Annotated in this window: 18 protein-coding genes and 1 riboswitch; of the genes, 11 read left to right on the top strand and 7 right to left on the bottom strand. The window is 69.7% G+C overall.

Annotated elements, in window-relative coordinates:
* Positions 1 to 74: 74 nt before the first annotated feature.
* Positions 75 to 1,094, bottom strand: coding sequence for an ABC transporter substrate-binding protein (locus A6I89_RS08445; protein ID WP_060934519.1), 1,020 nt, complete (start codon positions 1,092 to 1,094; stop codon positions 75 to 77).
* Between the two features lie 109 nt (positions 1,095 to 1,203).
* Positions 1,204 to 8,946 (bottom strand): non-ribosomal peptide synthetase, encoded by a 7,743-nt coding sequence (locus A6I89_RS08450; RefSeq protein WP_022594200.1) that lies wholly within the window; start codon positions 8,944 to 8,946, stop codon positions 1,204 to 1,206.
* A gap of 177 nt (positions 8,947 to 9,123) precedes the next feature.
* On the opposite strand from A6I89_RS08450, the gene A6I89_RS08455 reads away from it, so the two are divergent.
* The 4 genes from A6I89_RS08455 to A6I89_RS08470 are packed head-to-tail and all read left to right on the top strand — an operon-like array spanning position 9,124 to position 13,430.
* Positions 9,124 to 10,269 carry an isochorismate synthase gene (locus A6I89_RS08455; RefSeq protein WP_005515429.1) on the top strand — a complete coding sequence of 382 codons (1,146 nt, stop codon included), beginning with the start codon at positions 9,124 to 9,126 and terminating at the stop codon, positions 10,267 to 10,269.
* Positions 10,266 to 11,039, top strand: coding sequence for a 2,3-dihydro-2,3-dihydroxybenzoate dehydrogenase (locus tag A6I89_RS08460; RefSeq protein ID WP_022594197.1), 774 nt, complete (start codon positions 10,266 to 10,268; stop codon positions 11,037 to 11,039). The genes A6I89_RS08455 and A6I89_RS08460 overlap by 4 nt, the downstream gene beginning before the upstream one ends.
* Before the next feature lie 50 nt (positions 11,040 to 11,089).
* Positions 11,090 to 12,772 carry a (2,3-dihydroxybenzoyl)adenylate synthase gene (locus A6I89_RS08465; RefSeq protein WP_022594195.1) on the top strand — a complete coding sequence of 561 codons (1,683 nt, stop codon included), beginning with the start codon at positions 11,090 to 11,092 and terminating at the stop codon, positions 12,770 to 12,772.
* A 7-nt stretch (positions 12,773 to 12,779) separates the two neighbouring features.
* The gene (locus A6I89_RS08470; RefSeq protein ID WP_022594193.1) at positions 12,780 to 13,430 is read left to right on the top strand and encodes an isochorismatase family protein; all 651 of its coding nucleotides are present in this window, start codon (positions 12,780 to 12,782) and stop codon (positions 13,428 to 13,430) included.
* Positions 13,431 to 13,498: 68 nt separating this feature from the next.
* Here the strand turns inward: A6I89_RS08470 and A6I89_RS08475 are convergent, their stop codons facing one another.
* Both A6I89_RS08475 and A6I89_RS08480 read right to left on the bottom strand, forming a co-directional pair.
* Positions 13,499 to 15,628 (bottom strand): S9 family peptidase, encoded by a 2,130-nt coding sequence (locus tag A6I89_RS08475; protein ID WP_022594191.1) that lies wholly within the window; start codon positions 15,626 to 15,628, stop codon positions 13,499 to 13,501.
* A 1-nt stretch (position 15,629) separates the two neighbouring features.
* On the bottom strand, positions 15,630 to 16,514 hold the full coding sequence (locus A6I89_RS08480) for a phosphoribosylaminoimidazolesuccinocarboxamide synthase (RefSeq protein WP_013414932.1): 885 nt from the start codon (positions 16,512 to 16,514) through the stop codon (positions 15,630 to 15,632).
* Between the two features lie 293 nt (positions 16,515 to 16,807).
* Here A6I89_RS08480 and A6I89_RS08485 point away from each other — a divergent pair, with 293 nt between their 5' ends.
* The 7 genes from A6I89_RS08485 to A6I89_RS08515 all read left to right on the top strand — a co-directional run bounded on the left by A6I89_RS08485 (position 16,808) and on the right by A6I89_RS08515 (position 23,607).
* The gene (locus A6I89_RS08485) at positions 16,808 to 18,226 is read left to right on the top strand and encodes an MDR family MFS transporter (RefSeq protein WP_005515436.1); all 1,419 of its coding nucleotides are present in this window, start codon (positions 16,808 to 16,810) and stop codon (positions 18,224 to 18,226) included.
* 123 nt (positions 18,227 to 18,349) lie between these two features.
* A complete protein-coding gene (locus tag A6I89_RS08490; protein ID WP_022594189.1) occupies positions 18,350 to 19,408 on the top strand; it encodes an ABC transporter substrate-binding protein in 1,059 nt (352 codons plus the stop codon).
* A 96-nt stretch (positions 19,409 to 19,504) separates the two neighbouring features.
* Positions 19,505 to 19,689, top strand: a riboswitch (cobalamin riboswitch).
* A 73-nt stretch (positions 19,690 to 19,762) separates the two neighbouring features.
* On the top strand, positions 19,763 to 20,707 hold the full coding sequence (locus tag A6I89_RS08495) for an ABC transporter substrate-binding protein (RefSeq protein ID WP_005515438.1): 945 nt from the start codon (positions 19,763 to 19,765) through the stop codon (positions 20,705 to 20,707).
* Entirely contained in the window at positions 20,704 to 21,762 is a 1,059-nt protein-coding gene (locus A6I89_RS08500) for a FecCD family ABC transporter permease (protein ID WP_005515439.1), read from the top strand. The genes A6I89_RS08495 and A6I89_RS08500 overlap by 4 nt, the downstream gene beginning before the upstream one ends.
* Positions 21,759 to 22,571 (top strand): ABC transporter ATP-binding protein, encoded by an 813-nt coding sequence (locus tag A6I89_RS08505; protein ID WP_005515440.1) that lies wholly within the window; start codon positions 21,759 to 21,761, stop codon positions 22,569 to 22,571. The genes A6I89_RS08500 and A6I89_RS08505 overlap by 4 nt, the downstream gene beginning before the upstream one ends.
* Positions 22,568 to 23,320, top strand: coding sequence for a (2Fe-2S) ferredoxin domain-containing protein (locus A6I89_RS08510; RefSeq protein WP_022594187.1), 753 nt, complete (start codon positions 22,568 to 22,570; stop codon positions 23,318 to 23,320). The genes A6I89_RS08505 and A6I89_RS08510 overlap by 4 nt, the downstream gene beginning before the upstream one ends.
* Positions 23,317 to 23,607, top strand: coding sequence for an Rdx family protein (locus A6I89_RS08515; RefSeq protein WP_013414925.1), 291 nt, complete (start codon positions 23,317 to 23,319; stop codon positions 23,605 to 23,607). Before A6I89_RS08510 ends, A6I89_RS08515 begins: the two co-directional genes overlap by 4 nt.
* Positions 23,608 to 23,646: 39 nt before the next feature.
* Here the strand turns inward: A6I89_RS08515 and A6I89_RS08520 are convergent, their stop codons facing one another.
* From A6I89_RS08520 to A6I89_RS08530, 3 genes are all read right to left on the bottom strand, one after another.
* Positions 23,647 to 24,438, bottom strand: a complete 792-nt coding sequence (locus A6I89_RS08520; RefSeq protein WP_005515443.1) for a phosphatidylethanolamine N-methyltransferase family domain-containing protein — start codon at positions 24,436 to 24,438, stop codon at positions 23,647 to 23,649.
* Between the two features lie 169 nt (positions 24,439 to 24,607).
* A complete protein-coding gene (locus A6I89_RS08525; protein ID WP_005515444.1) occupies positions 24,608 to 24,937 on the bottom strand; it encodes a DMT family transporter in 330 nt (109 codons plus the stop codon).
* Entirely contained in the window at positions 24,934 to 25,299 is a 366-nt protein-coding gene (locus tag A6I89_RS08530) for a DMT family transporter (RefSeq protein WP_013414924.1), read from the bottom strand. Before A6I89_RS08530 ends, A6I89_RS08525 begins: the two co-directional genes overlap by 4 nt.
* Positions 25,300 to 25,358: the final 59 nt, after the last annotated feature.

A 25,358-nucleotide genomic window follows, 5' to 3' on the forward strand; every position in this document is an offset into this window, starting at 1 on the left:
GGTCGAAACGGGTGCGGGTACGAGCACGGCCCCCGATTATGTTGTCGGGGGCCGTGTTCGAGCCGCAGGTGGGACTACTGCTTCGCGGCGGGCAGTGCGCCGAGGCCCTCGTCGATCGAGTCGAGCGCGAGCAGGGCGGTCTGGTGGGTGGCAGCCTGCGCGTGCTTGACGGGAACGAGGTTGCCTGCCTTCACCGCGGGCAGGTTCTGCCAGAGCGGCGACGCCATCAGTTCCTGCATCTCGGGAGTCACGGAACCGTCGAGTTCGACGCCGTAGACAATGACGTCGGCGTCACCGAGCTTGTCGGAGATCCGCTCGAAGGCGACGTACTCGGCGTGGCCGTCCTCCGGGTTGTCCGGCTGGCCGGGGAACTGCAGACCCAGGTCGTCGAACAGGTTCGTCACGTAGGAGGACTTGTACTCGCGGACGAACTCGCCCGGATCGGGGAAGCACACGCTGCACACACCGGCAAACTTCAGCCCACCGAGCTTGTCCTGGTACTTCTTCGAGATCTCCTGGGCCCGTTCGTCGTACTGCTCGATGAAGGCACCGTACGAGTCGGATACGTTCGCGGCGTCCGCGAACTGCTCGCCGAGCGTGCGCCAGTCGGCCGGCGTCGTGGGACCGAGGAACACGACGGGTGCGAGTGCCTGCAGCTTGCCCATGTCGACCTGGGACTGCGCGCGGGAGGGGACACCCAGAATGATCAGATCCGGGTCGGCAGCGGTGACCGCCTCGTAGTTCAGCTCGCTGATCGCGCCGTCGGGGCCGACCTTCGGCAGGGCATCGTAGGCCTTCCTGGTGTCGGCGTCCATGTTGTCGTCCTCACGACCCCACTCACAGATGCCGGAGAGGTTGGCACCCGACTGGATCAGCGGCGGGACGGCGTAACCGCAGGCGACGATGCTCTGCGGATCGCCGGGAATCTCGATTGCACCGTTCTGGGCCTGGAACGTGCGGGTCGTGGCGGCGGCGGTGGTCTCGGCATCCGAGCCCTTGTCGTCGTCGCTGCCGCACGCCACGAGTCCCGCGCTCAGCAGCGCAGCGGCGCCGATCACGGCGGCGCGGCGGGCCCAGCCCATCTTCACCTGCATCTCAGTGTCTCCCCTGGTTCCTTCGTCACATTCCGAGCGGTCGCTCGAGTCGATTGGTTAGGCTAACCGAACTTGATGGCCGTTCCAAGAGCGTGCCCACTGAGCGGCTCTACAGGAACTCCAACTCGAACTCGTCGATCTCGGCCTGGTCGAGGTCTGTAAGCGTCAGGTCGCTCGGCGTCAGCCCACCCGCGTGACCGCTCGCGGCATGCCCGGACAGCGCCCGCAGGGCGTCGACCCAGGCCGTCGCCAGACTCCGGACGGTCGCGGCGTCGACCACGTCCGGGCTGTATCCCCACGTGGCCCGCAGGATGGGCCCGTCAATGGAATCCTCTGTGACCGCGCCGATCTCGATCGCGTGACTGACGGGCATGTCCCCGTCCGCCGCGCCACCGAGGGTGCCGGATCCGGGTGCGCTCGTCCACGCCCCACCTGCGCCCTCACCCAGAGTGAACCTACCGAGGTAGTTGAAGCCGATCTCCGGGGCCGGCCCGGCGGCCAGCGCAGGTCCGGCGACCGGATCGAGGTGGCGGAGCACGCCGTAACCGATCCCGTTGTCCGGGACCCGCCGCATCTGTTCCTTGACGGATTTGAGCGCGTCACCGGCAGCCCCGCCGCCACCGAATGCGTCCACGAGATTCACCCCCGCCACGTCGAGCCGCACCGGATACAGCGTCGTGAACCAGCCGACGGTGCGGGACAGGTCCACGCCCGGCACCGCCTGTTCCTCCCGCCCGTGGCCCTCGAGGTCGATCGACAGCGCACCCGGACCCCGGATTCGGGCGACGGCCAGAGCCAGCGCGGTGAGCAGCACGTCGTCGACCCGCGCGTTGAACCGGTCCGGCACGGCGGTCAGCAGTGCCTCGGTGACCTCCACCGGTGCCGAGACCTCCAGGGTCTCGGTGCCGGACATCCTGTCGCGCAACGGGTCGACGGCGCGGCGTCCGATCGTCTCGCGATCCGACACGGTCGCCGCCTGCCACAGCGCGAGCTCGTCCCGGCGCAGTGCCGCGGTTCCGACGAGGCCACGTGCCCACGTTCGCAGCGGTGTACCGGGCGCCGCCGGCGACTTTCCCGCACACGCGTCCGCGAGGTCCGGGACGAGGATCCGCCACGAGACACCGTCGACGACGAGGTGGTGGATCACCAACAGTACGAGCGACTCCGTCTCGCCGGCATCGAGCAGCACGGCCCGGAACATTGCTCCGGCAGCCGGATCGAGCCGTCCGTACGCGTCGTCGGTCGCGCGCCGCACCGCCTCCCGCCGCGCGTCGGTACCCGCGCCTCGAATGTCGACGCAGGTCAGCACGCCCTCGGCAGGCACGGTTCCGGGCGGCGGGACGTCGAACACCCGTTCCCGGTCGTCGAAGGACGCGCGCAGGGCGTCGTGGGTGTCGAGCAGCGCCTGCACCCCGCGCGTGAGCGTCGCGAGCGTCAGTCCGTCCGGCGCCCGCAACAGGCGGGACTGTGCGAACCGGCGGTACGGGCCGCCCCTGTCCAGCAGGTCGTGGACGATCGGGGTCGCGGGCACGAACCCGAGCGCGGCGGACGGGTCGACCGGCGCCACCTCGGCATCCGTTTCGGCCACCGCCGCCAGGCCCGCCACGGTGCGGTGCTCGAACACGTCACGCGCGGTGAACCGGATCCCGGCCGCACGGGCACGGGAGACGAGCTGGATCGAGACGATGGAATCACCACCGAGCGAGAAGAAGTCGTCACCCGGGCCGACGTCGTCGACCCCCAGCACGTCGGTGACCACTGCACACAGGCGGCGTTCGAGGTCGCTGCCGGCGTCCTGCGCGGAGCCCGACGCCGCGAAGTCCGGCGCGGGCAGCGCCCGGCGGTCCACCTTGCCGTTCGGTGTGACCGGCAGCGCGTCCAACAGGACGACCGCGGCGGGCACCATGTGCGCGGGCAGTCGGGCCGCCAGGTGCTCGCGAAGCGCTTCTTCGTCGGTGGCCGCCCTCACGGCGGCGTATCCGACCAATCGGCGGCGTCCCGGATCGTCCTCGCGCGCGACCACGGTTGCGGCCGCCACCGCCGGGTGCGCGGCCAGTACCGACTCGACCTCGCCGAGTTCGATGCGGAACCCGCGGATCTTCACCTGGTCGTCGGTGCGGCCCAGGTACTCGAGTACCCAGGCTCCCTCGCGTGACGTCCAGCGAACCAGATCGCCCGTGCGGTAGAGCCGTTCACCGGAGCCGCCGTACGGGTCGGCGACGAAGCGTTCCGCGGTGAGGCCGGGACGGTTCAGGTAGCCGCGCGTGACCCCGGGCCCTCCGACATACAACTCGCCGGGGACCCCGCGGGGAACCAGGCGCATCCTCGCGTCGAGCACGTACGCCCTCGCCCCGTCGACCGGGGAACCGATGTGCGCGGCCGATCCCGTGATGTCGCCGATCGTGGCATCGACGGTGCACTCGGTGGGGCCGTACATGTTGGTGGCGTGGATGCCGTCGGCGCCGGCGAGTGCGGACCACAGCTCGGCGGGGACCGCCTCGCCGCCGACCGCGAGCAGGCCGGGGCGATGCGCGGCGGTGGCATCGAGCAGGCCCTCGCGCAGCAACTCCGCCATCAACAGCGGCACGCAGTCGACGGCGTCGATGTGGTGGCGACGCACGTACTCGACGATGCCGGCCGCATCCGCGGCGAGGTCCGCGCCGAGCACGTGCAGCGTGTGCCCGGACAGCATCGACAGCAGCGGGTCGATTGCCGAGTCGAATGCCAGCGCATACGTGAGCAGGACCCGCCGCCGACGGTCGTCCGCCGGTCCGAACGTCCGTCGGCGCTGTGTCGCCAGCAGATTGACGACGCCACGGTGCGGTACGACGACACCCTTCGGGACACCCGTCGATCCGGAGGTGTAGATGACGTACGCGGCGTTGTCCGCGCACGGAGTGCCGGTCCGCTCGCCCACCGCCAGCGGACCGGACGGCAAGGTGGGGTCGACCGCGGCGATCGCGTACTCGTCGAGCACCAGGACCGGGGCGGCGTCCGCGAGCATGTGCGCGATCCGGTCGGCCGGGTAGGCCGGGTCGATCGGCAGGTACGCGCCACCGGCCTGCCACACCGCGAGGGCGGCGATCACGATGTCGGTACCGCGGGGAAGCTGCAGTCCCACCACCGTTTCCGGTCCGACCCCGTGCGCGATCAGGTGCCGCGCGAGACGATTGACCCGCACGCTCAGCTCCGCGAAGGTCAGTTCGGTGCGGGCGTCGACCAGGGCGGGAACGTTCGGTGTGCGTGCCACCTGCCGGTCGAACGCAGCGGCCGCGGTCGGGACGTCGGCGATCACTGCCGGAGTGAGCGCACCGCGGGTCAGGCGGACGCGCTCGTCGGCCGACAGCAGATCCACCGCCGACAGTCGCAACTGCGGGGTGCGGGCCAACGCGGTGAGGGCGCGCACCACCCGGTCCACCAGCGCCTCGGCGGTGGCCGCGTCGAAGAGATCCTGCGCGTACTCGATCCGCACCCGCAGGCCGTCGCCGGGCACTTCGACGACGTCGACGGTGAGATCGAACATCGCGGCGCCGGTGTCGAGCGTGACGACGCTCGGGGCGAACTCCGCGAACTCGTCGACGACGGGCGGCATCCGGTGCTGGACCAGGACTTGGAACAGCGGGTGCCGGGACGCGGAGCGCTCCGGGTTGGCGGCCTCCACCAGCCGGTCGAACGGAAGATCCTGATGGGCATAGGCTTCGAGGTCGTCGGAGCGCACCCGGCCGACCAGTTCGGTCAACGTCGGATCTCCCGAGAGATCCGTGCGCAGCACCACGAGGTTGACGAAGAAGCCGACGAGCTGGTCGAGTTCGGCGGTGGGCCGGCCCGCCGTGGGAGTGCCGACCACGATGTCGTGCCCGGCCCCGCTGCCCGCCAGCGCGACTGCCAGGGCGGTGTGCGAGAGCATGAACATCGACGCTCCCGCCGCCCGCGCGGACGCACGCAGGTCGTCGGTGATCCCGGCGCTCACGGCTCGTTCGACGACTCCCCCGGCGAACGTCGGGACCGCCGGACGGCGGCGGTCCGCGGGCAGCGCGATCTCCTCCGGGGCACCCGCCAGCCGGGCGCGCCAGAACTCCTGCTGAACCGCCGTGAGCGCAGCGGGATCGTCACCTTCGCGGAGCAGATCACGCTGCCACAGTGCGTAGTCCGCGTACTGCACCGGCAGGTCGGGAAGCGAGAGGTTCTCCCCCGCGACCGCAGCGCGGTACGCCGAGCCCAGGTCGCGCATCAGTACGGGCGTCGACAGTTCGTCGCTCGCGATGTGGTGCGTCAGCACCAACAGCACCGACTCCGTGCCGGTCACGAACAAGCGCAGCCGGATCGGGAACTCGTGATCGAGGTCGAACGGGTGACGTGCCGCGGCCGCCAGAACCGCGTCCAGCTCGTGCGGGGCGACGTGTTCCACCTCGAACGGCACCGTGTCCGGCACCGGGCACACCCGCTGCATGCCGATGCCGTCGACGTCCTCGAGCAGGGTGCGCAACACCTCGTGCCGGCAGAGCAACGCGCCGGTTGCCACCGACAGTGCCGCGGGATCGGGCACACCCCGCAGGCGCAGCGCCACGGGAATGTTGTACGTGGAACTCGGTCCCTCGAGCCGGAACTGGAACCACAGCCGCTGCTGGGCGGTGGACAGCGGCGAGACCGGGCCGCGGTCCACCGCGAGCACCGGAGGCCGGCGTCCGGCCCCCGTCGCGGCCTCGCACTGCTCGGCCAGCCCGAGCACGGTCGGATTGTCGAACACGGCGCGGATGGCGAGTTCGACGCCCACGGCGTCGCGCACCCGCGCGATCAGCTTCGCGGCGGCCAACGAGTGACCACCGAGCAGGAAGAAGTCGTCGTCCACGCCGACGGCGTCGAGGCCGAGCACGTCGGCGACGAGTGCGCACAGCACCCGCTGCAGCTCGGTCGACGGCTCACGCGTCGACACCACCGCGCCGAAGTCGGGTTCCGGCAGACGCTTCCGGTCGACCTTGCCGTTCGACGTCAGCGGTAGCGCGTCGAGGAACACGAATGCCGACGGCACCATGTACGCCGGCAACCAGTTCGCGAGCAGCTCACGAGCGCCGATCGGGTCGCCGTCCGCGCCCACGACGTACCCGACCAGGCGCACCGATCCGGTGGCGTCGGGGCGCGTCGTCGCGACGGCCCGGGTGGCGCCGGGCAGGCGCAGCAGCGCGGACTCCACCTCGCCGAGTTCCACCCGGAAACCCCGGATCTTGATCTGGTCGTCCGTGCGTCCGCGGTAGACGATCTGTCCGTCCGGCCGGCGATGCACGATGTCCCCGGTCCGGTACAGACGCGCGTCGTCGCCGGCGGGATCGGCGCAGAACGGATTCGCGACGAAACGTGCCGCCGTCACCGCCGCCGCACCGAGGTAGCCGCGCACGACACCCGGGCCCGCCACGTACAGCTCGCCGGGAACGCCGTCCGGCACCGGCTCGAGCCCCGAATCGAGCACGTAGGCAGCCAGGTTCGCCACCGGCACCCCGATCACCGGTTCGGGGGCGTCGACGATCTCGGCGACCACGACGTCGACCGTGCCCTCGGTGGGGCCGTAGAAGTTGAACGCGGTGCCACCCCGCTCCCGCAGGCGTCGCCACAGGTTCTCGCTCACCGCGTCGCCGCCGAACCCCAGGGTGGGGACGATGTCGGCGGGCAGCAGGTCGGCGTCGACGATGTGTTCGAGCTGCGACGGCGACAGCTCCACGAAGTGCCACCCCTCGGCCCGGGCCTGCGCTGCGAGCCGCTCCGGATCGCGCTGGGTTTCCTCGTCCACCAGCCGCAGTTCGTGCCCCGCGAGCATCCACAGGTGCGGCCCCCACGACGCGTCGAACGCGAACGACCACGCGTGCCCCACCCGCAGGCGATCCCGCCCGGCGACGGCACACGCGCGGGAGAACACCCGATCCCGATGGCTGTGGAAGAGGTTGACCGCGCCGCGATGTGGCACCTCGACGCCCTTGGGTCGTCCGGTCGAGCCCGACGTGTGGATCACGTAGGCGATGTCGAGGTCGTGCATCCGGTGGCCACGCTCGGCGGCGGACACCGGATGGTCCTCGCCGACCGAGAGGTCGAGGGCCGTGATGTCGACGACGCGGCTCGTGCCCGTCACCTCGCGCAGACGCTGCGCCACAGCACCGTTCGTGACGACGCACCCGGGCCCGGTCTCGTCGAGCACATGGCCGATCCGGTCCGCCGGGTGATCGGGATCGACCGGCACGCACGTGCCGCCGGCCTCGAGGACCGCGAACAGCGCGACCAGCGTGTCGACGCCACGCGGGAGCGCCACCGCGACCCGCCGGTGCGGCCCGAGTCCGCCGGCGAGCAGGTTTCGGGCGAGCCGGCGCGCCCGCGACGCGAGCTCACCGAAGGTCAGGGACGTCGTTCCGTCGCTCGCTGCGGGCGCGTCCGGATCACGCTCCACCTGGGCCTGCAGGAGGTCCGGCAGGGTGAGACCGGTGGGGACGGCCAGGGCTTTGCCCGCGGCACGCGCGAGTAGCGTCCGGCGTTCGTCGGAGGTGAGGATCGGCACCCCGGCGAGCGCGGTCGCGCCGGGATCCTCCAGCGCCGCGAGCGAATCCAGCAGGTGGGCCAGACGACCGGTGTGCGTGGCCAGCTCGTCGGCGGTGTAGCGCTCGGCGTCGACGTCGACCCACACCTCGAGCCCACCGACGTGATCGAGGGGGCGGGCGGTCACCATGAGGTCCTGGAGCGGACCACGGGCGATCGAGTGCACCGCCGCGTACAGGTCACCGAAACGCAGCCGGTCACCGAACGGTTTGACGTTCACCGACGGCCCCACGACGCCGCGGGATCCGGACGGCAGGCGCAGGTCGTTCTGGATGTCCTCACCGCGGTAGCGATAGTGATCCCGGCACCGGGCGACGGCGTCGCGCACCTGCCCGACGAGGTCGACGACGGTCGTCGACGGGGCCGGCTCCAGCCGCAGCGGAACGACGTTGACCGCGGACATCGGCACTGCCAACGCCGCACTACCCAGACGGTTCATCACGGGGAACCCGAGGACGATGTCACCACGTCCGCTCGCCCCGCGCAGGTAGATTGCGACCGCCGCGGTGAGGACGTCGCCCCAACTGGCGCGGGCCGCACTGCCGACCGCGGACAGGCCCCGCTGCTGTTCGGCGCTGAGGGTGAGCCGCATTCCGCGTGATGCACGCGCGATTCCGGCTCCGCCCCCGGCGAGCGTGACGGCCTCCGATGCGTCGTCGAGGTAGTCGGTCCAGAACACGCGATCGGCCTCGAACCGGGGCGACTCCCGGTAGGCGGCCTCTTCGGCGACGACGGGTGCGAGCGACGTGAACTTGCAGGCCGGACGCTCTTCCCCCCGCACGTCCGCGGTGTAGATCTCCGCGATCCGCCGCATGAGCAGACCGAAGCCGTACGCGTCGATCACGAGGTGGTGAATACCCAAGTACAGCAGAACTATACGATCGTCCAGTTGAAGAACAGCAGCGCGCACACAGGATTCGGCACGCGGGTCGACGACCGTGCGATGACAGGCCTCCATCAGGTCCCGGGCCGCCGCCTCCGGATCGTCGTGGTCGCGAAGGTCGTGCACCGGCACGGCGTCGAACGAGTGCGCGCCGGGACGCAGATACGCCGAGCCGTCCGACGCGACCTCGACTGCAGCAGTGAGCACTTCGGCCTCACCGACAGCGTCGCGCACCGCACCGACGAGCGCCGGAATGCTCACGTCGCCACGAAGTTCGATACATTCGGCGGTGTTGAAGATCGGATTGTCCGGGTCCAGCTGCTGGGCGAACCACACGCCGGCCTGAGCTCGGGTCAGTGGAAATACCGAGGTCGACGGGCCGATCGAAGACACTGACCATCTCCTGTTCCGTAGGCGAATCCGGTTGCGCCGCAACGCTCCACGCCGCCATTTCGGCGACCGGATCAAGATCGAAGAGTACCAAAGGTTAGGCTAACCGTATATCGTCGTTCCGGTCGGCGCATCTCCGCCGATTCGTCCCACGTCACCGCCATCGAAAGGTGAGCGCTCATGCCTGCACCGGTCGTCGCAGCGATCACCCCACACCGTGCCGGACCCGTCGCCGTGAACCCGTTCGTACTGTCCCGGCCCCAGGGAAGCATCCGTGCCGAGGGTGTCCTTCGTCACTTCGACGATGCCATCGAGGCCGCCGACGCGTTGCGCGCCGGCGACGTCACCGCTCTGACCGGCGCCCTGCCGTTCGATCCCGACACCCCCGCCGCGTTCGTGGAGCCCGGTCTGCTGTGGCGGAGCGACAAGCCGTGGCGCAGCGTCGCCACCGGCGACCTGCCCCATTGCGAGGTGGAGCAACGCCTCCCCGCCGAGGACGAGCACCTCGCCCGCGTCCGGACGGCATTGCACCGGCTGCGGGACGACGCCGATCCGCTCCGAAAGGTCGTCCTCGCCCGGATGTTGCGCCTGCGCACGCACGATCGCCTCGACCCCGAGGCTCTGCTCCGGAACCTGGTCGCGGCCGATCCCGCCGGCAACGGCTACTGCGTCGACCTCTCCGCCGCCGGATCCGCCAGCGCCGGGCAGTGGCTGGTCGGATCCAGTCCCGAGGTGCTGATCCGCAAGGAGGGACGGGCGATCAGCTGCCATCCGCTGGCGGGATCGGCACGACGACTCGACGACCCGCTGGCCGACTGGGAATCGGGGCGGACCCTCGGTGAGTCCGCGAAGAACCTCGACGAGCACCGCTACGTCGTCGACGCCATCCGCGACAGGCTCGCGCCCCTGTGCACCGAACTCGACATCCCGGAGCGCCCGACACTCACCCACACTCCGCAGTTGTGGCATCTCGGGACGCCGATCCGGGGGATGCTCGCCGACACGTCGATGACGGCGCTGGACCTGGCCCTCGCAGTTCATCCCACCCCCGCGATCTGCGGTACCCCCACCCGCGACGCATACGAGACGATCAGCGCACTCGAAGGCGACCGCGGCTTCTACGCCGGCGCGGTCGGGTGGTGCGACGAGCGCGGCGACGGTGAGTGGATGGTCACGATCCGCTGCGCCCGCATCGACGCCGACGGTACGGGGATCACCGCGTACGCCGGCGGAGGCATCGTCGCCGACTCCGTCCCGGAAGACGAGTTGGCCGAGACCGCAACCAAGTTCACCACCATTCTCGACGCCCTCGGAGTGACCGCATGACCGCACCTCTGTGTCTGGTGACCGGCGCCGGACGGGGCATCGGCCGCACCACCGCCGCCACCCTCGCACAACGCGGATGGCGCGTGGCGGTGCTCGACCGCGACGCCGAGTCCCTCGAGCGGACCGGGGAGCTGGTCGGCGTGGCGTGCGTGGCCGCCCACGCCGTCGACATCCGCGACGGCGACGCGGTGGCCGGCGCCGTCGCCACGATCGAATCCCTCCACGGACCACTGACCGGGCTCGCGCACGTCGCCGGAGTACTCGAGACCGGCTCGGTGCTCGACAGCGAACCCGACTCGTGGCAGCGCGTGTTCGACGTCAACGTCACCGGCCTCCTCAACGTGGTCCGGTCCGTCGGCAGAGCGATGCGGGCACGCGGGGCCGGGGCGATCGTCGTGGTGGGATCGAACGCGGCGGGAGTACCGCGAACCGGAATGGGCGCGTACGGCGCGTCGAAGGCCGCCGCGACCATGATCGCGCGGGTCACCGGACTCGAGTTGGCGCACCACGGCATCCGGGTCAACGTCGTCGCGCCCGGCTCCACCGACACCGACATGCAGCGCTCCCTCTGGCCCGACCCTGCCGACGACACCGGTGCCCGCGGTGCGATCGAGGGCAGTCTCGCGGATTTCAAGGTGGGAATCCCGCTGGGGCGCATCGCCGCCGCCGAAGATATCGCCGACTCGGTCGAGTTCCTCCTGTCCGAGCGCGCCCGGCACATCACGATGCAGGCACTCTACGTCGACGGCGGCGCGACGCTGCGGGCCTGACACCCGTTGCCGCCCTGCCACGCTCGCCCATCACCCGAAAGGAGCACGCCGTGAGTACCGCCCTACGGCGCAGTCCACTGGTCCCCGCCACGCCGTATCCCGCCGAGTTCGCGCAGCGCTACCGGGACGCCGGATACTGGACCGACGAGACCTTCGCCCGCTTCCTGCCCGCCCGTGCCGAGCAGTTCGGGGACCGCGTCGCCGTCACCGGCGCGGGTGAGGGCGACGCCGTGCGCACCCTCACGTACCGTCAGCTGAGCGACAACGCCGACGTCCTCGCCGCGGGCCTGCTCCGCGTGGGCGTGCGGCCCGGCGACCGGGTCGTGCTGCAGCTGCCGAACATGCCCGAGTACGTCGAGATGCTGTTCGCGGTCTTCGCGATCGGGGCCCTGCCGGTGTTCGCGCTGCCCGCGCATCGCCGCGCCGAGGTGGGCTACTTCTGCGAGTTCACCGACGCAGCCGCGTACGTGATCGCGGACCGGCACGCCGGGTTCGACTACCGGACGCTGGCGCGGGAGATCGTCGCCGGATCCGAGCGTCCGCCGCTGGTGATCGTCGTCGGCGAGGCAGGAGACGATCCCGGCTTCGTCCCGCTCTCCGAGCTGCGGACCGCCACACCGGACCCGGGTGACCGCGCCGAACCCGCACCGGACGACGTCGCGTTCCTGCAACTGTCGGGCGGAACCACCGGGCGTTCCAAGCTCATCCCCCGCACACACACCGACTACCTGTACTCGGTGCGCGCGTCCGCCGAGATCTGCGGCCTCGACCCCGACACCCGGATGCTCGTGAGCCTGCCTGCCGCACACAACTTCCCGATGAGCTCGCCCGGCATCCTCGGGGTGCTCCACGCGGGCGGGCGCGTGGTGATGGCCCCGGACCCGACGCCGTCGACGTCGTTCGAACTGATCGAGCGCGAGCGGATCACGATCGCGTCGCTCGTCCCGCCCCTCGCGTTGACCTGGATGTCGTCGCCGGCCCGCGCGAAGCACGACCTGTCGAGTCTCGAACTGCTGCAGGTGGGCGGCGCCAAGTTCGGCGCCGAAGCGGCTCGCCGCGTCCGCGACGAACTCGGGTGCCGACTGCAGCAGGTGTTCGGGATGGCCGAAGGCCTGGTGAACTACACGCGCCATGACGATCCCGACGACGTCGTGGTCACCACGCAGGGCCGGCCGATCAGCCCGGACGACGAGGTGCTCGTGGTGGACGACCACGACAGGCCGGTCGCGGTCGGGGTGGTCGGGAACCTCCTCACCCGCGGCCCGTACACGATCCGCGGCTACTACGCTGCGCCGGAGCACAATCGGGCGTCGTTCACGGAGGACGGGTTCTACCGCACCGGTGACCGGGTGCGCCTCACCGAGACCGGGCACATCGTCGTCGAGGGCCGTGCGAAGGACCAGATCAACCGGGGCGGTGAGAAGGTGGCGGCCGAGGAGGTGGAGAACCACCTGCTCGCGCACCCCGCCGTGCGCGATGTCGCCGTCGTCTCCAAGCCCGACGCCTACCTGGGCGAGCGCACGTTCGCCTTCGTGGTCGGCGAGGGCACCCCGCCGCGCGCCGTCGAACTGCGCGTGTTCCTCCGCGAACGCGGACTGGCCGCCTACAAGATCCCCGACGGCTTCCGGTTCGTCGACGAGTTCCCCGTCACCGGCGTCGGGAAGGTCAGCCGCACCGAGCTGCGACGCGCCCTCGAATCCACGTTCGTCACCGAAACCGCTACCGACAGTTAGGCATCAGATGTCCCTTCCCCGCTCCGTCTCCTACCCGATGCCCACCCAGCTGCCCGACAATCGCGCATCGTGGCGCATCGACCCGGCCCGCGCGGTGCTACTGGTCCACGACGCGCAGGAGTACTTCATCCGCGCATTCGACCGCACCGCCGACCCCATCCGCACCATGATCGCGAACGTCGACGCGATCCGCGCCGCCTGCCGGGTCGCGGGTGTCCCGATCATGTACACCGCGCAGCCCGGTGACCAGGATCCCGAGCACCGGGCGTTGCTCACCGACTTCTGGGGTCCGGGCCTGTCCTCCGACCCCGCCGAGACCGCGATCATCGCCGACCTCGCGCCGGAGCCGGACGACGTCCTGCTCACCAAGTGGCGCTACAGCGCGTTCGCCAGAACCGATCTGCGGCAGCGCCTGTCGGACCTCGGCCGGGACCAACTGATCGTGACCGGCGTGTACGCCCACATCGGCTGCCTCACCACCGCGCTCGACGGCTTCATGCAGGACGTCGAGATGTTCCTCGTCGCGGACGGACTGGCCGACTTCTCGGAGGCCGAGCATCGACAGGCTCTCGACTACGCCGCGGCGCGCTGCGCCGTGGTGACCCCGACCGCGCACGTGCTGTCCGGGATGGCGACGGCGGGGGTTCTCGCAGGCTGATCGCCCATACCGCAAGGGCACCGATCGCGAAGGCCGCCGACGAGCCGGTGGGCGAGCAGCCGACCGGCTCAGACGGCGCCGGCCGTGTCGAGCACCCACGCGTACTCGAACGCGACTTCCTTCCACTTCTCGTACCGGCCGCTGACACCGCCGTGCCCGGCGCTCATCTCGGTCTTGAGCAGCAGCGGTGAGTCGCCCGTCTTCGTCGCGCGCAGCGCCGCAACCCACTTCGCGGGTTCGACGTAGAGCACGCGGGTGTCGTTGATGCTGGTGATCGCGAGGATGGCCGGGTAGTCCTTGGCCTCGACGTTCTCGTACGGGCTGTAGGAGCGCATGTACTCGTACACCTGCGGGTCCTCGAGCGGGTTGCCCCACTCGTCCCACTCGATCACCGTCAGCGGCAGATCCGGGTCGAGGATCGACGTGAGCGGATCGACGAACGGCACATTCGCGAGGATGCCCGCGAACAGTTCGGGGGCCAGGTTCGCGACCGCACCCATCAGCAGACCGCCCGCACTGCCACCGTCGGCCACCAACTGCCCCGGTGTCGTCCGCCCCTCGGCGATGAGATGCCTTGCGCACGCGACGAAATCGGTGAAGGTGTTCTTCTTGGTGAGTGTCTTGCCGTTCTCGTACCAGTGCCGCCCCATCTCGCCGCCGCCGCGGACGTGGGCGACGACGAAGACCATGCCGCGGTCGAGCAGCGAGAGCCGCGCCACCGAGAACGCCGGGTCCATGCTGGCCTCGTACGAGCCGTACCCGTACAGCAGCGTCGGGGCCGGGTCGCCGCCGATCCCCTTGCGCCGCACGATCGAGAGCGGGATGCGGGTGCCGTCGTCGGCGACCGCCCACTCGCGGTGCTGCTCGTATTCCGCCGGATCGAAGCCGCCGAGCACCGGCTGCGACTTGCGCAGCAGCAGTTCGCCGGTCGCGAGCCGGTAGTCGTACACCCGAGAGGGCGTGATGAACGACGTGTAACCGATCCGCAGCGTCGGCTGCTCCCACTCCGGGTTGGAGCCGAGGCCGACCGAGAACAGTTCCTCGTCGAACTCCATCTCGGTGAGCTCGCCGTACCCCTCGGGGGTGAGCGGCCAGATCGCCAGCCGGGTCAGCACGTCACGCCGGTAGCTGAGCACGAGATGGTCGGAGAACGTGTCGATGTCCTCGAGCCGAACGTCGTGGCGATGCGGGACAAGGATTTCCATCGCAGCCGGATCCGTGACGGGCGCCTGCGCGAGCACGAAGTTCTCGGCCTTCTCGCCGTCGACCACGTCGTTGTGGAGGATCAGGAAGCGGTCCTCGCCGGCGATCACGGCGTGCTCGGCCGAGTACTCGACGCCCTCGCGGCGCGGCAGGATCACCCGGAACTCGCCCTCGGGGTCAGCCGACTCGAGGATCCAGCCCTCGGTGGTGACCTTGGAGCCGAGCCAGATCATCAGGTACTTCTCGCTGCGCGTCGAGCCGACCGCCACCCAGTAGCGGTCGTCCGGCTCGTGGAAGACCTGGACGTCCTCGTCCTGTCCGGTACCGAGCTTGTGCCGCCACACCGTGTCGGGCCGCCACGACTCGTCGACCGTGAGGTAGAAGATGTGCCGATGGTCGATCGCCCACGTCGCACCCGGTGCGGTGTTCGGGATCTCGTCGGGCAGCAACTCGCCGGTCTCGAGGTTCTTGAACCGCAGCGTGTACCGCTCGTCGCCGATCACGTCCACCGAGTACGCGAGCAGCGTGCCGTCGTGACTGAGCGAGAACGCGCCCACCGAGAAGAAGTCGTGTCCCTCGGCCTCGGCGTTGCCGTCGAGGAGCACCTGCTCGCCCTCGATCGCCGTGTCGGTCGACAGCTCCGGCGGTGTCCAGTCGTCCGGCCCGGCGATGGGGCACCGGCAGTTGACGCCGTACTGCTTGCCCTCGATGGTGCGCGCGTAGTACCACCAGTCACCGAGTCGTGTCGGGACCGACATGTCGGTCTCCTGCGTGCGCGACTTGATCTCCTGGAACACCTTCTCCCGCAACGGCTCCAGATGCTCGAGTTGCTGCGCGGTGTACGCGTTCTCGGCCTCGAGGTACGCGATGACCTCCGGATCCTCCTTAGCGCGGAGCCATTCGTAATGATCGACGAAGGTGTCCCCGTGATGCGTCCGTTCGAACGGAACCCGCTTGGCGACCGGGGGCGTAGTCGGCGTCGAGGGCACAGTCATCTCAGCCCACCCAGTCCTCGAACGACAGGCCCGAGATGCGCTCGTACGCCTCGATGTAGCGCGCGCGGGTCGCGTCGACGATGTCCTGCGGCAGCGGCGGGGGCGGCGTGTCGGACGCGCGGTCCCAGCCGGACTCCGGGCCGGTGAGCCAGTTCCGTACGAACTGCTTGTCGAAGCTGGGCTGCACCTTGCCGGGCTCGTAGCCGTCGGCCGGCCAGTAGCGCGACGAGTCGGGCGTCAGCACCTCGTCGGCGAGCACCAGGTTGCCTTCGGCGTCGAGACCGAATTCGAACTTGGTATCGGCGAGGATGATCCCCCGGTCCCGCGCGAAGCTGGCGGCCCGGAAGTAGATGTCGAGGGTGTCGTCGCGCAGCTTGACCGCGAGGTCCTGGCCCACCTTGTCGACGACCGTCGCGAAGTCGATGTTCTCGTCGTGGTCGCCCAGTTCGGCCTTGCTGGCCGGCGTGAAGATCGGCTCGGGAAGCTGACTGGCCTCGACCAGGCCCTCGGGCAGCGCGACGCCGCACACCGCGCCGGTGCTGTTGTAGTCCGCCAGACCCGACCCGGTGAGGTAGCCGCGGGCGACGCACTCGACCGGGAGCATGTTCAGCTTGCGCACGACCAGCGCGCGGCCGAGCACCTCTTCGGGGATGCGCTCGTCGAGCGGGTCTCCGGCGAGGTGGTTGGTGCCGCCGAGCTTCTCGAAGAAGAAGACACTCATCGCGGTGAGCACGCGACCCTTGTCCGGGATGGGCGTGCTCAGCACATGGTCGTAGGCCGAGATCCGGTCACTGGCGACCAGCAGCAGGTGCTCGTCGTCGATCGTGTACAGATCGCGGACCTTGCCGCCGGCCAGGTGGGTGTAGGACTCGAGTGAAGGACGCACGTCCCCAACCCTATCGGTCGCCCGGATCGGCGCATCTCGCCACACGTGTCTGCCCCGATCTGTCCGCAGAACCCCGCTTCTCATGATCAACTCCCGTCCCCCCTCCCGCGTTTTGCGCACTTATCGCGCGAATTCGGTCCCCGAATGCGCGATAAGTGCGCAAAACGCGAGGGTGGGGGCGCCGGGTAGGTGGGGCGCCGGGGTAAGCGGGCGGGTGGAAACGGACGGGAATAGGAACCGGCCGGAGATCGTTAGCCTTGTTTCGGACTTGACTATCGATCGGCAGGAGAGTGATGGCGACCGAGACCGCCTCGAGGGCATCGGTGGGACTACGGTCGGAGCGCGGCCCGATCCTGCTGTCGCTGATGCTCGCCACGTCACTGGTCGCGCTCGACAGCACGATCATCGCGACCGCCGTCCTGACGATCGTCGGGGACCTCGGCGGCTTCACCCAGTTCCCGTGGCTCTTCTCCGTCTATCTGCTGGCGCAGGCCGTGTCGGTGCCGATCTACGGCAAGTTGGCCGACGTCTTCGGACGCAAACCGATCATGCTGTTCGGCATCGCGGTGTTCGCGATCGGATCGCTGCTGTGCGGCGTGGCCTGGAGCATGCCCGCGCTGATCGTGTTCCGGGCGGTCCAGGGCCTGGGCGCCGGCGCGGTGCAGCCGATGAGTCTGACGATCGCCGGTGACATCTATTCCGTCGCGGAGCGCGCCAAGGTCCAGGGTTACATCGCGAGCGTGTGGGGCGTGTCGGCGGTACTCGGCCCGACGCTCGGCGGCGTGTTCTCCGAGTACCTGTCGTGGCGGTGGATCTTCTTGGTGAACCTGCCGCTGTGCGCGATCGCGGCGTGGATGCTGATGCGCAACTTCGCGGAGGAGAAGATCACACGCCGCAGTCGCATCGACTACCCCGGCGCCATCCTCCTCACGGGCGGCGCGGCGCTGATGATCCTGGGACTGCTCGAGGGCGGCCAGGCCTGGGCGTGGGTGTCGCCGGCCGGCATAGGCGTGTTCGTGGCCGGCGCGCTGCTGCTCGTCGCGTTCGTCCTCGTCGAACGACGCGTGGCCGATCCGATCCTGCCGCTGCACATGCTCACCCGCCGGGTGCTGGTCGCGAGCAGCCTGGTGTCGCTGTCCGTCGGCGCGATCCTGATGGGCCTGACGTCGTACGTGCCGACGTTCGTGCAGGGAGTCCTCGGCACGGGCGCCCTCGTCGCGGGCTTCGCGCTCGCGGTCCTCACGATCGGCTGGCCCATCGCCGCGTCGCAGGCGGGGCGGCTGTATCTACGCGTCGGGTTCCGGACGACCGCGCTGATCGGCAGCGTCCTCGTGCTCGCCGGGTCGGCGCTGCTCCTGCTGCTCGGCGACGGCTCCCCGGTGTGGCAGGTAGGCGCGACGTGCTTCGTCATCGGCTCCGGCATGGGCCTGATCGCGACGCCGACGCTCATCGCGGCGCAGTCCAGCGTCGACTGGTCCGAGCGCGGCGTCGTCACGTCCACCAACATGTTCGCCCGCTCGATCGGTAGTGCCGTCGGCGTCGCGGTGTTCGGCGCGCTGGTCAACTCCCGTGTCGGAGAAACCGCCGAGCCCGACCCGACGGCCCTCTCGGGCGCGATCCATCTCGTGTTCGTCGGCATCCTCGGCATCGCGGTGCTGCTGACGGTGTCGTCGGCGCTGATGCCGCGGGCCGAGAAGGCCCTCGACGGCTGACCGGGCCACGACGGCGTGGCCGAATCCCGTTATCCGATGGCCTTTTCAGGCGAACCACACGGCACCGGCAGTAGATAGGTTGAGGCCTTCCCTGACCGACCTATCGGACGGAGCGCCGTATCCATGCCCGTGATCGAATCGACGAAGACCGACGCCCGCCTCGGAGACTGGAACGGCGACGTCCGCCGCCCGACGTCCGCGCGCACCACACGAGACATGGACCGTGAATTCGGCACTCTCGTCGATGCCCTGACCCGACGCGGTTTCCTCACCGGCGCGGCCGCACTCGGCGCCCTGGGCGCGCTGTCGGCGTGCTCGACCAGACCGGGGAACAGTGCGACGTCCGACGCGTCGGTCGAGATCGTGGTGGGCGACGAGCGATACCGGCTCCCGCGTGACCCGCAGCGTGTCGTGGTGCTCGAGGCCCGAGCCGCGCTCGACTTCGCCCTGCTCGCCGAGTACCCGATCGTCGCCACCAACTGGGACGACAGGTCGCAACTCATGCAGCGAGTGCCCGCCGGGACGGAGCGTCTCGGCGGCACCAACAACGAACCGAACGCCGAGGCGATTCTCGGCTACGAACCGGATCTGCTGGTCGTGGGTCAGGGTTGGTGGGACTACTACCGGGAGCGGGGGCTCCTGGGGACCGACATCGCGCCGGTTCTCGTCGTCGACCAGGGGACTCCCGGATCGACGTGGAAGCGAGCGATGACCGAGCAGTTGACGGCACTCGATCGACGCGACGTCGCCGACCGTGTGGTTGCTCGCTACAACGCCGAACTGGCGCAGGCGCGTGCCGCGATGGCCGGGCTTCTCGACGGGAAGACCATCGCGATCGCGGGTGCGGACAAGGGACAACTCTGGCTGCAGAACGACACGTTCGCGGTGTCGGTGGCGCGCGACCTCGGATTGGACGTGCTGACCGATCCCGCGCACGCGTCTGCGGACAACAGGGGAATCACCTTCTACGCGCTCGAACAACTCGACATCTTCGAGCAGGCGGATTTCGTCCTGTTGCAGAATCCCGACGCCGCCGAGGCCCAGTCGCCGACGTGGAAAAGGGTGCGCGCGGTCCGAGACGGTCATGTCGGGCAGCTGCGGTACGACCTCAACAGCGGTCTGGCACTGACCGCGATGGCGCTCGCCGCCGACATCGCGGAGCAGGTCCAGGTAATGCGCTGACGACCCCGGAGGGGTCTGCACCGCCTTCCGCGCCCTCGACCGCCGAACAGCACGAAACCGACAAGGCCGACCATTGCCCGGGCACCGGTCGTCTATTCTTCACGATGTCGTCACGGTGTTCGGGAAGTCCGGTAGAAGCCGGCGCGGTACTCGCCACTGTGGGCAGGTACGTCGACTACTAGGGGTTCGACCCCAGCCACTGGATGCTCACGCATCCGGGAAGGCGTAGTCGGCGGTCATCCCTGCCGAGCCAGGAGACCGGCCGTGACGCATACCTGCACGTTTTCCACGAGTCATGGAAGGCGGGTCGCTTTGCGTACCCCTATCTCTCGCCGAGTCATCTCTACGGCAGCGGTGTCGATCGCCGCAGCCCTCACCCTCACCGCCTGCGGCGGGTCGTCCGACGAGGACGCCGGCACCGCGTCGATCTCCCTGCAGAACTGCGGCCGCACCGTCACTCTCGACGGTCCGGCGGAGCGGGCCGTCACCCTCAACCAGGGCGCCACCGAGTCGGCGCTCGCGATCGGCGCGGAGGGACAGATGGCCGGCACCGCGTACCTCGACGACACCATCGCCGCGCAGTGGCAGGCGGCGTACGCGCAGATCCCGGCGCTGGACGAGAAGGACTACCCGAGCAGGGAAGCGCTCCTCGAGACCAAGCCGGACCTGGTGCTGGCGTCGTATTCGAGCGCATTCGAGGACAAGGCCGTCGGTACCCACGAGTCGTTCGACACTCTGGGCATCGCCACCTACGTCTCGCCGTTCGCCTGCAAGGACAAGTCGACGCGTCCGGCGGTGTCCTGGGACTCGATCGCGACCGAGATCACCGACTACGGCACGCTCTTCGGGCGCGAGGCCGACGCCGACGCCGTCGTCGCGCAGATGCGCCAGACGCTGAGCGGGATCGAGACCACCGCAGCGGCGAACGGCCGCAGCGTCTTCTGGTACGACAGCGGCACCGACACCCCGTACATCGGCGGCAATGCCGGCGGGCCGCAGCTCATCATCGACGCGGTCGGCGGCACCAACATCTTCGCCGGCTCCGACGGTGCCTGGCTGGACGGCAGCTGGGAGACCGTGCTGGCGGCGAACCCGGACGTCATCGTTCTCGCCGACGCGTCGTGGGACACGGCCGAGGCGAAGAAGGACTACCTCCGCAACGATCCGTCGCTGAAGGATCTGAAGGCCGTCCGCGACGACGCGTTCGTCGTGGTGCCGTTCTCGGCGAGCACTCCCGGCCCGCGTCTGATCGAGGGCGCAACTCTCGTCGCCGAGCAGCTGGGCGGCGGCCGGGCATGAGCGTGAGCGCCCGGGTTCCCGCCCGGGTACGAACGACGACGGCCACCAGTTGGACGGCGGCACTGGCCGCGCTGCTCGTGGTGAGCTGCGCGGCCGGCGTCGCGATCGGCGCCGCCGACCTCTCGATCGGGACCGTGGTGGAGGCGATCGCCGGACGTCTCGGCGTCGGGGCGGGCACCGACCTGCTGACCACGCACATCGTCGTGGACCTGCGGCTGCCGCGCGTGCTCGCCGCCGCGCTGGTCGGTGCGGGGCTGGCGCTGTGCGGCGCGGTGTTGCAGTCGCTCACCGGTAACGCGCTCGCCGACCCCTACCTCCTCGGCATGTCCGGTGGAGCCTCACTCGGCGCGGTACTCGCGCTGACGGCCGGGGTCGGCACGGTCGGTGTGCTCGGCATGAGCGCGGTGTCGGTCGCGGCCTTCGTCGCGGCCCTGGCGAGCCTGCTGGTGGTCTTCCTCATCTCCACCTCCCCCTCCGGCGCGCTCCTACCCGGGCGTCTCGTGCTGGCCGGCATCGCGGTGGGCCAGTTCGCGGCGGCACTGACCTCCGCGCTGGTGTTCTTCGGGGATCGCGACGCCGCACACCGCGTGTTGCAGTGGACCCTCGGCTCGTTCGCCGGGGCCCGCTGGTCGGGCCTCGTCACCATCACCGCGGTCGTCGCCGTCACCACCGGCGTGCTGCTCGCGCACGCGCGGGTGCTCGACTCGTTCGCCTTCGGTGCGCGCGCCGCCGCGAGCCTGGGCACCGACGTCGAACGCTCCCGCTGGGTGCTCTACGGGATCGCGTCGCTGTGCACCGCCGCGCTGGTCGCGCAGTCCGGCGTGATCGGGTTCGTCGGGCTGGTCGTCCCGCACGCCGCCCGAATGCTCGTCGGCCCGTTGCACGCTCGGCTGTTGCCCGTCGTCGCACTGGCAGGGGCCGTCCTGCTGGTCTGGGCGGACATCGCCGCGCGGACGGTGATGCCCGGTCGTGAACTACCGATCAGCATCGTCACTGCGGTCGTCGGTGTGCCGGTGTTCGTCCTGTTGCTGCGACGCCGAGGGGCCCGCGCATGAGCCACCACTCCCCCGAGATCCGGGCCGAGGCCGTGACGTGGTCGGTGGACGGCACCACGATCCTCGACGGCGTCAGCTGCCGCGCGCCCTCCCGACGGGTCACCGGGCTCATCGGGCCGAACGGCTCCGGCAAGACGTCGCTGCTGTCCGCGATGGCCCGCCTCACCCGCCCGGACTCCGGGCGGGTGATGGTCGGCGACGAACCCGCAGCCGAGATCAACCGCCGCGAGTTCGCCCGCACGGTGGCCCTCGTGGAGCAGCATTCGGCGACCGAACTGGAGTTGACCGTCGAACAGATCGTCGAACTCGGCATGACTCCGCACCGCGGTGGGTGGGCCCGGCCGGCCGCCGCCGGGACGGCCGACATCGTCACCGAGAGCCTGGCGATGGCCGGGATCACCGCCCTGCGGCACCGCCTGTGGCAGAGCCTGTCCGGCGGCGAGAAACAGAAGACCCAACTGGCACGGGCGTTTGCGCAACGTCCCTGTGTGGTGCTGCTCGACGAGCCCACCAACCACCTCGACGTCTCCGCGTCGCTCGAACTGCTCGACCTGATTCGCGCGCGCGGCCTCACCACCGTCGCCGCGATGCACGACCTGAACCTCGCCGCCATGTACTGCGATCACCTCGTGGTCCTGGACCGCGGCCGCGTCGTCACCGAGGGCACCCCCGAAAGTGTCCTCACCGAACAGTTGCTCGCCGACGTCTACGGCATCGACGCGATCGTCCAGCCGCATCCACGCACCGGACGCCCCATGGTGGTGTTGTGCGGCACGACCGGCGCCGAAATCGAAAGGCTTTCCTCATGAACGACATTCGTCCGCGTCGTTGGGTGGTCGTCACCGCGCCCACCGATCGCGGCGACGACCCGCGCGACCAGGTCCGCGCCGCACTGCACGCGCTCGGGGAGCGCCATCCCGACACCGTCTTCCGCACCGCGGTGCTCGGCGGGTCGGGGACGTCGGTCACCGGCGCCCTCGACGAGGCCGCCGCGTCCGGGGCCGCCGAGATCGTGGTGGTGAGTGCGCAGACCGTGCTGGACCGCAAGATCGACGCGTGGTTCAGACGGGTCGTCGGACACTGGCTCCGCGAACGTGGGGCAGGGGCACCCGACGTCCGTCTGGCTCCGCCGCTGTCCGACACCGCGAACTACACGGATCTGCTCGACGCCGCGATCAGCGGAGCGACGACACCGGCCCGCACCACCACCGCGCCCCTCACGTCACCGGCATGGGACGAGGTGCCCGGCTTCACCCGACATGTGCTGGTGTGCCGCGGACCGCGGTGCTCGGCGCGCGGCGGCCCGGAAACCGCGGAGGCGCTGGACCACGCGCTCGAAGCGCGCGGGCTTGGTGACGACGACGTCCTCGTCACCCAGACCGGCTGCATGTTCCCGTGTTCGCAGGCACCGGTGGTCGCGGTGTACCCGGACGACACCTGGTACTGCGGGCTCACCGCCGACCGGATCGATCGTCTCGTCGACGAGCACCTCGTCGCGGGTCGTCCGGTCACCGAGTGGCACGGTGTCCGGCGCCGATCTGCGATCCTGGAGGGATGACCTCCCCCGCCCGCGTCACCATCACGTACTGCACCCAGTGCAACTGGCTACTCCGCGCCGGGTGGATGGCCCAGGAGTTGCTGAACACCTTCGGCACGGAACTCGGCGAGGTGGCGATGATCCCCGGTACCGGCGGGATCTTCCAGGTCACCGCCGGCGACACGTTGGTGTGGGATCGCAAGCGCGACGGAGGATTTCCCGACATCGTGACGCTGAAGAAACTGGTACGCGACGCCGTCGTCCCGGACCGGAATCTCGGGCACGCGGACCGCGCACGGAGCGACTGAGCGGTGGTCCCGCTCCCCTGGCGGGAGCGGGAAGCCGAGTCAGACCAGTCCGGGAATCAACGCCTTGCGGTCGCCGGGGTATTCGACGAACTTGTCCCGGTACCACTTGTGGGTGGCGAGTGCGCGGGGGATCAGGTTGCCGGCGGTGATGAGGAAGATGACCACACCCGCGAGCGACCACGTCAGCAGTGCGAAACCCGCCCACGCGATCAACTCACCGAGATACGCGGGGCTGGAGACGAATCGGAAGCCGCCGCCCATCGGGATGCGGTACTCGGTGGCGCCGGGGTTGTCCTTGTCGCGCAGGTTGCGGACGATCGACTCGGAGTTCACCAGTAGTGCGAAGCCGGCGAGGTAGACCACCAGTCCGATCAGGAAGCGGGGATCGGTGAGCCACGCGGTGTCGTACTGGTGCATGTAGTCGTGACTGAAGAACGCGCCGTTGAGGTAGCCGTGCATCGACGTCACGATCACGCCCATCGCGATCACCGAGACGTTGAACGTGCTGCGCTTGCCCGGGACCTGGCGGATCGACAGCGGGAAGAACCAGCCGCGATTCGCGTAGTGCAGCAGCCACACCGCGGCGAGCACCAGCGACGTGGGCTCGAACCGATTGGGGCCGCTCAGATAGAACACCGCGAAGACGACGGTCGCGGGGATCTCCATGAGCCACCACCCCAGCTTCGGGTTCAGGTTGAAACCGAGGTTGGTGGACGAGAAGCGGCCGTACGAACTCTGAGCGAAGAAACCGCCGACGATCACAAACGCCGCGAAGGCGAATGCGCAGGTCAGGACGGTGTCGTAGACGGTGTTGCCGGTGTACCAGTGCATGGGATTCCTTCGGCGAGCGCGGCCGGTACAGCGCCCTCAATCGGCCACACCCGCCACGAACCAGTAGCAAACTGGAACATGTTCTACCACGCCGGACTCGCGGTGGTCGACACCTTTCTGGACAAGAGTCCATTTGCATGGAACTTGACCGAGACAGAAGTTCCGGCAACTACGCGGCCGACGCCGCGCCGAGTTCGATCACGAGCACGCCGGCGATGATGAGCGCGATGCCCAGTCCCATTCGGGGCGTGAGCGGGTCACGGAAGATCACGCGACCCAGGATCGCAGTCAACGCGACCCCGCATGCGACCCAGATGCCGTACACGACCCCGACCGCCATGCCGCGATCGAGAACGACGGCGATCAGCCCGAACGCGGCGACGTAGGCGGCGGCCGTCGGCAACAACCACCACCGGCGTCGACCACCGTCGGAAGCCTTGAGGCACAACGTTCCTGCGACCTCGACGACGATCGCCGCAACGAGCAGGATCCAGGTCACTGCGCCGACTCCCGACGCTCCGCGCCGCCCGCGGCGCGCTCGTCTTCGGCTGCCTGCGCACCCAGCTCGACCACCAGAACCCCCGCGATGACGAGGACGATCCCGAACCCCATGAGCACGGTCAGCGCATCCCCGAAGATGACCGCCGCAGCCACCGCAGTGATCGTGATTCCGCAGGCGCCCCAGATCCCGTACGCGACCCCGACGGCCATGCGCCGCAGAACGGCGGACAGGAACCCGAACGAGGCGACGTAACCCATCACCACCAGCGCGTACCACGAGGGATGGTCGGTGGCCGCGCGTAACGACAACGTCGCAACGACCTCGCAGACGATCGCACCCACCAGCAGCCACCACTTCATGGCGACAAAGTACATCGAGTTCCGCACACAGAGGAACGCATCCCGCACAACAGTCACGC

Source organism: Prescottella equi, from assembly GCF_002094305.1.
Taxonomy (GTDB): Bacteria; Actinomycetota; Actinomycetes; order Mycobacteriales; family Mycobacteriaceae; genus Prescottella; species Prescottella equi.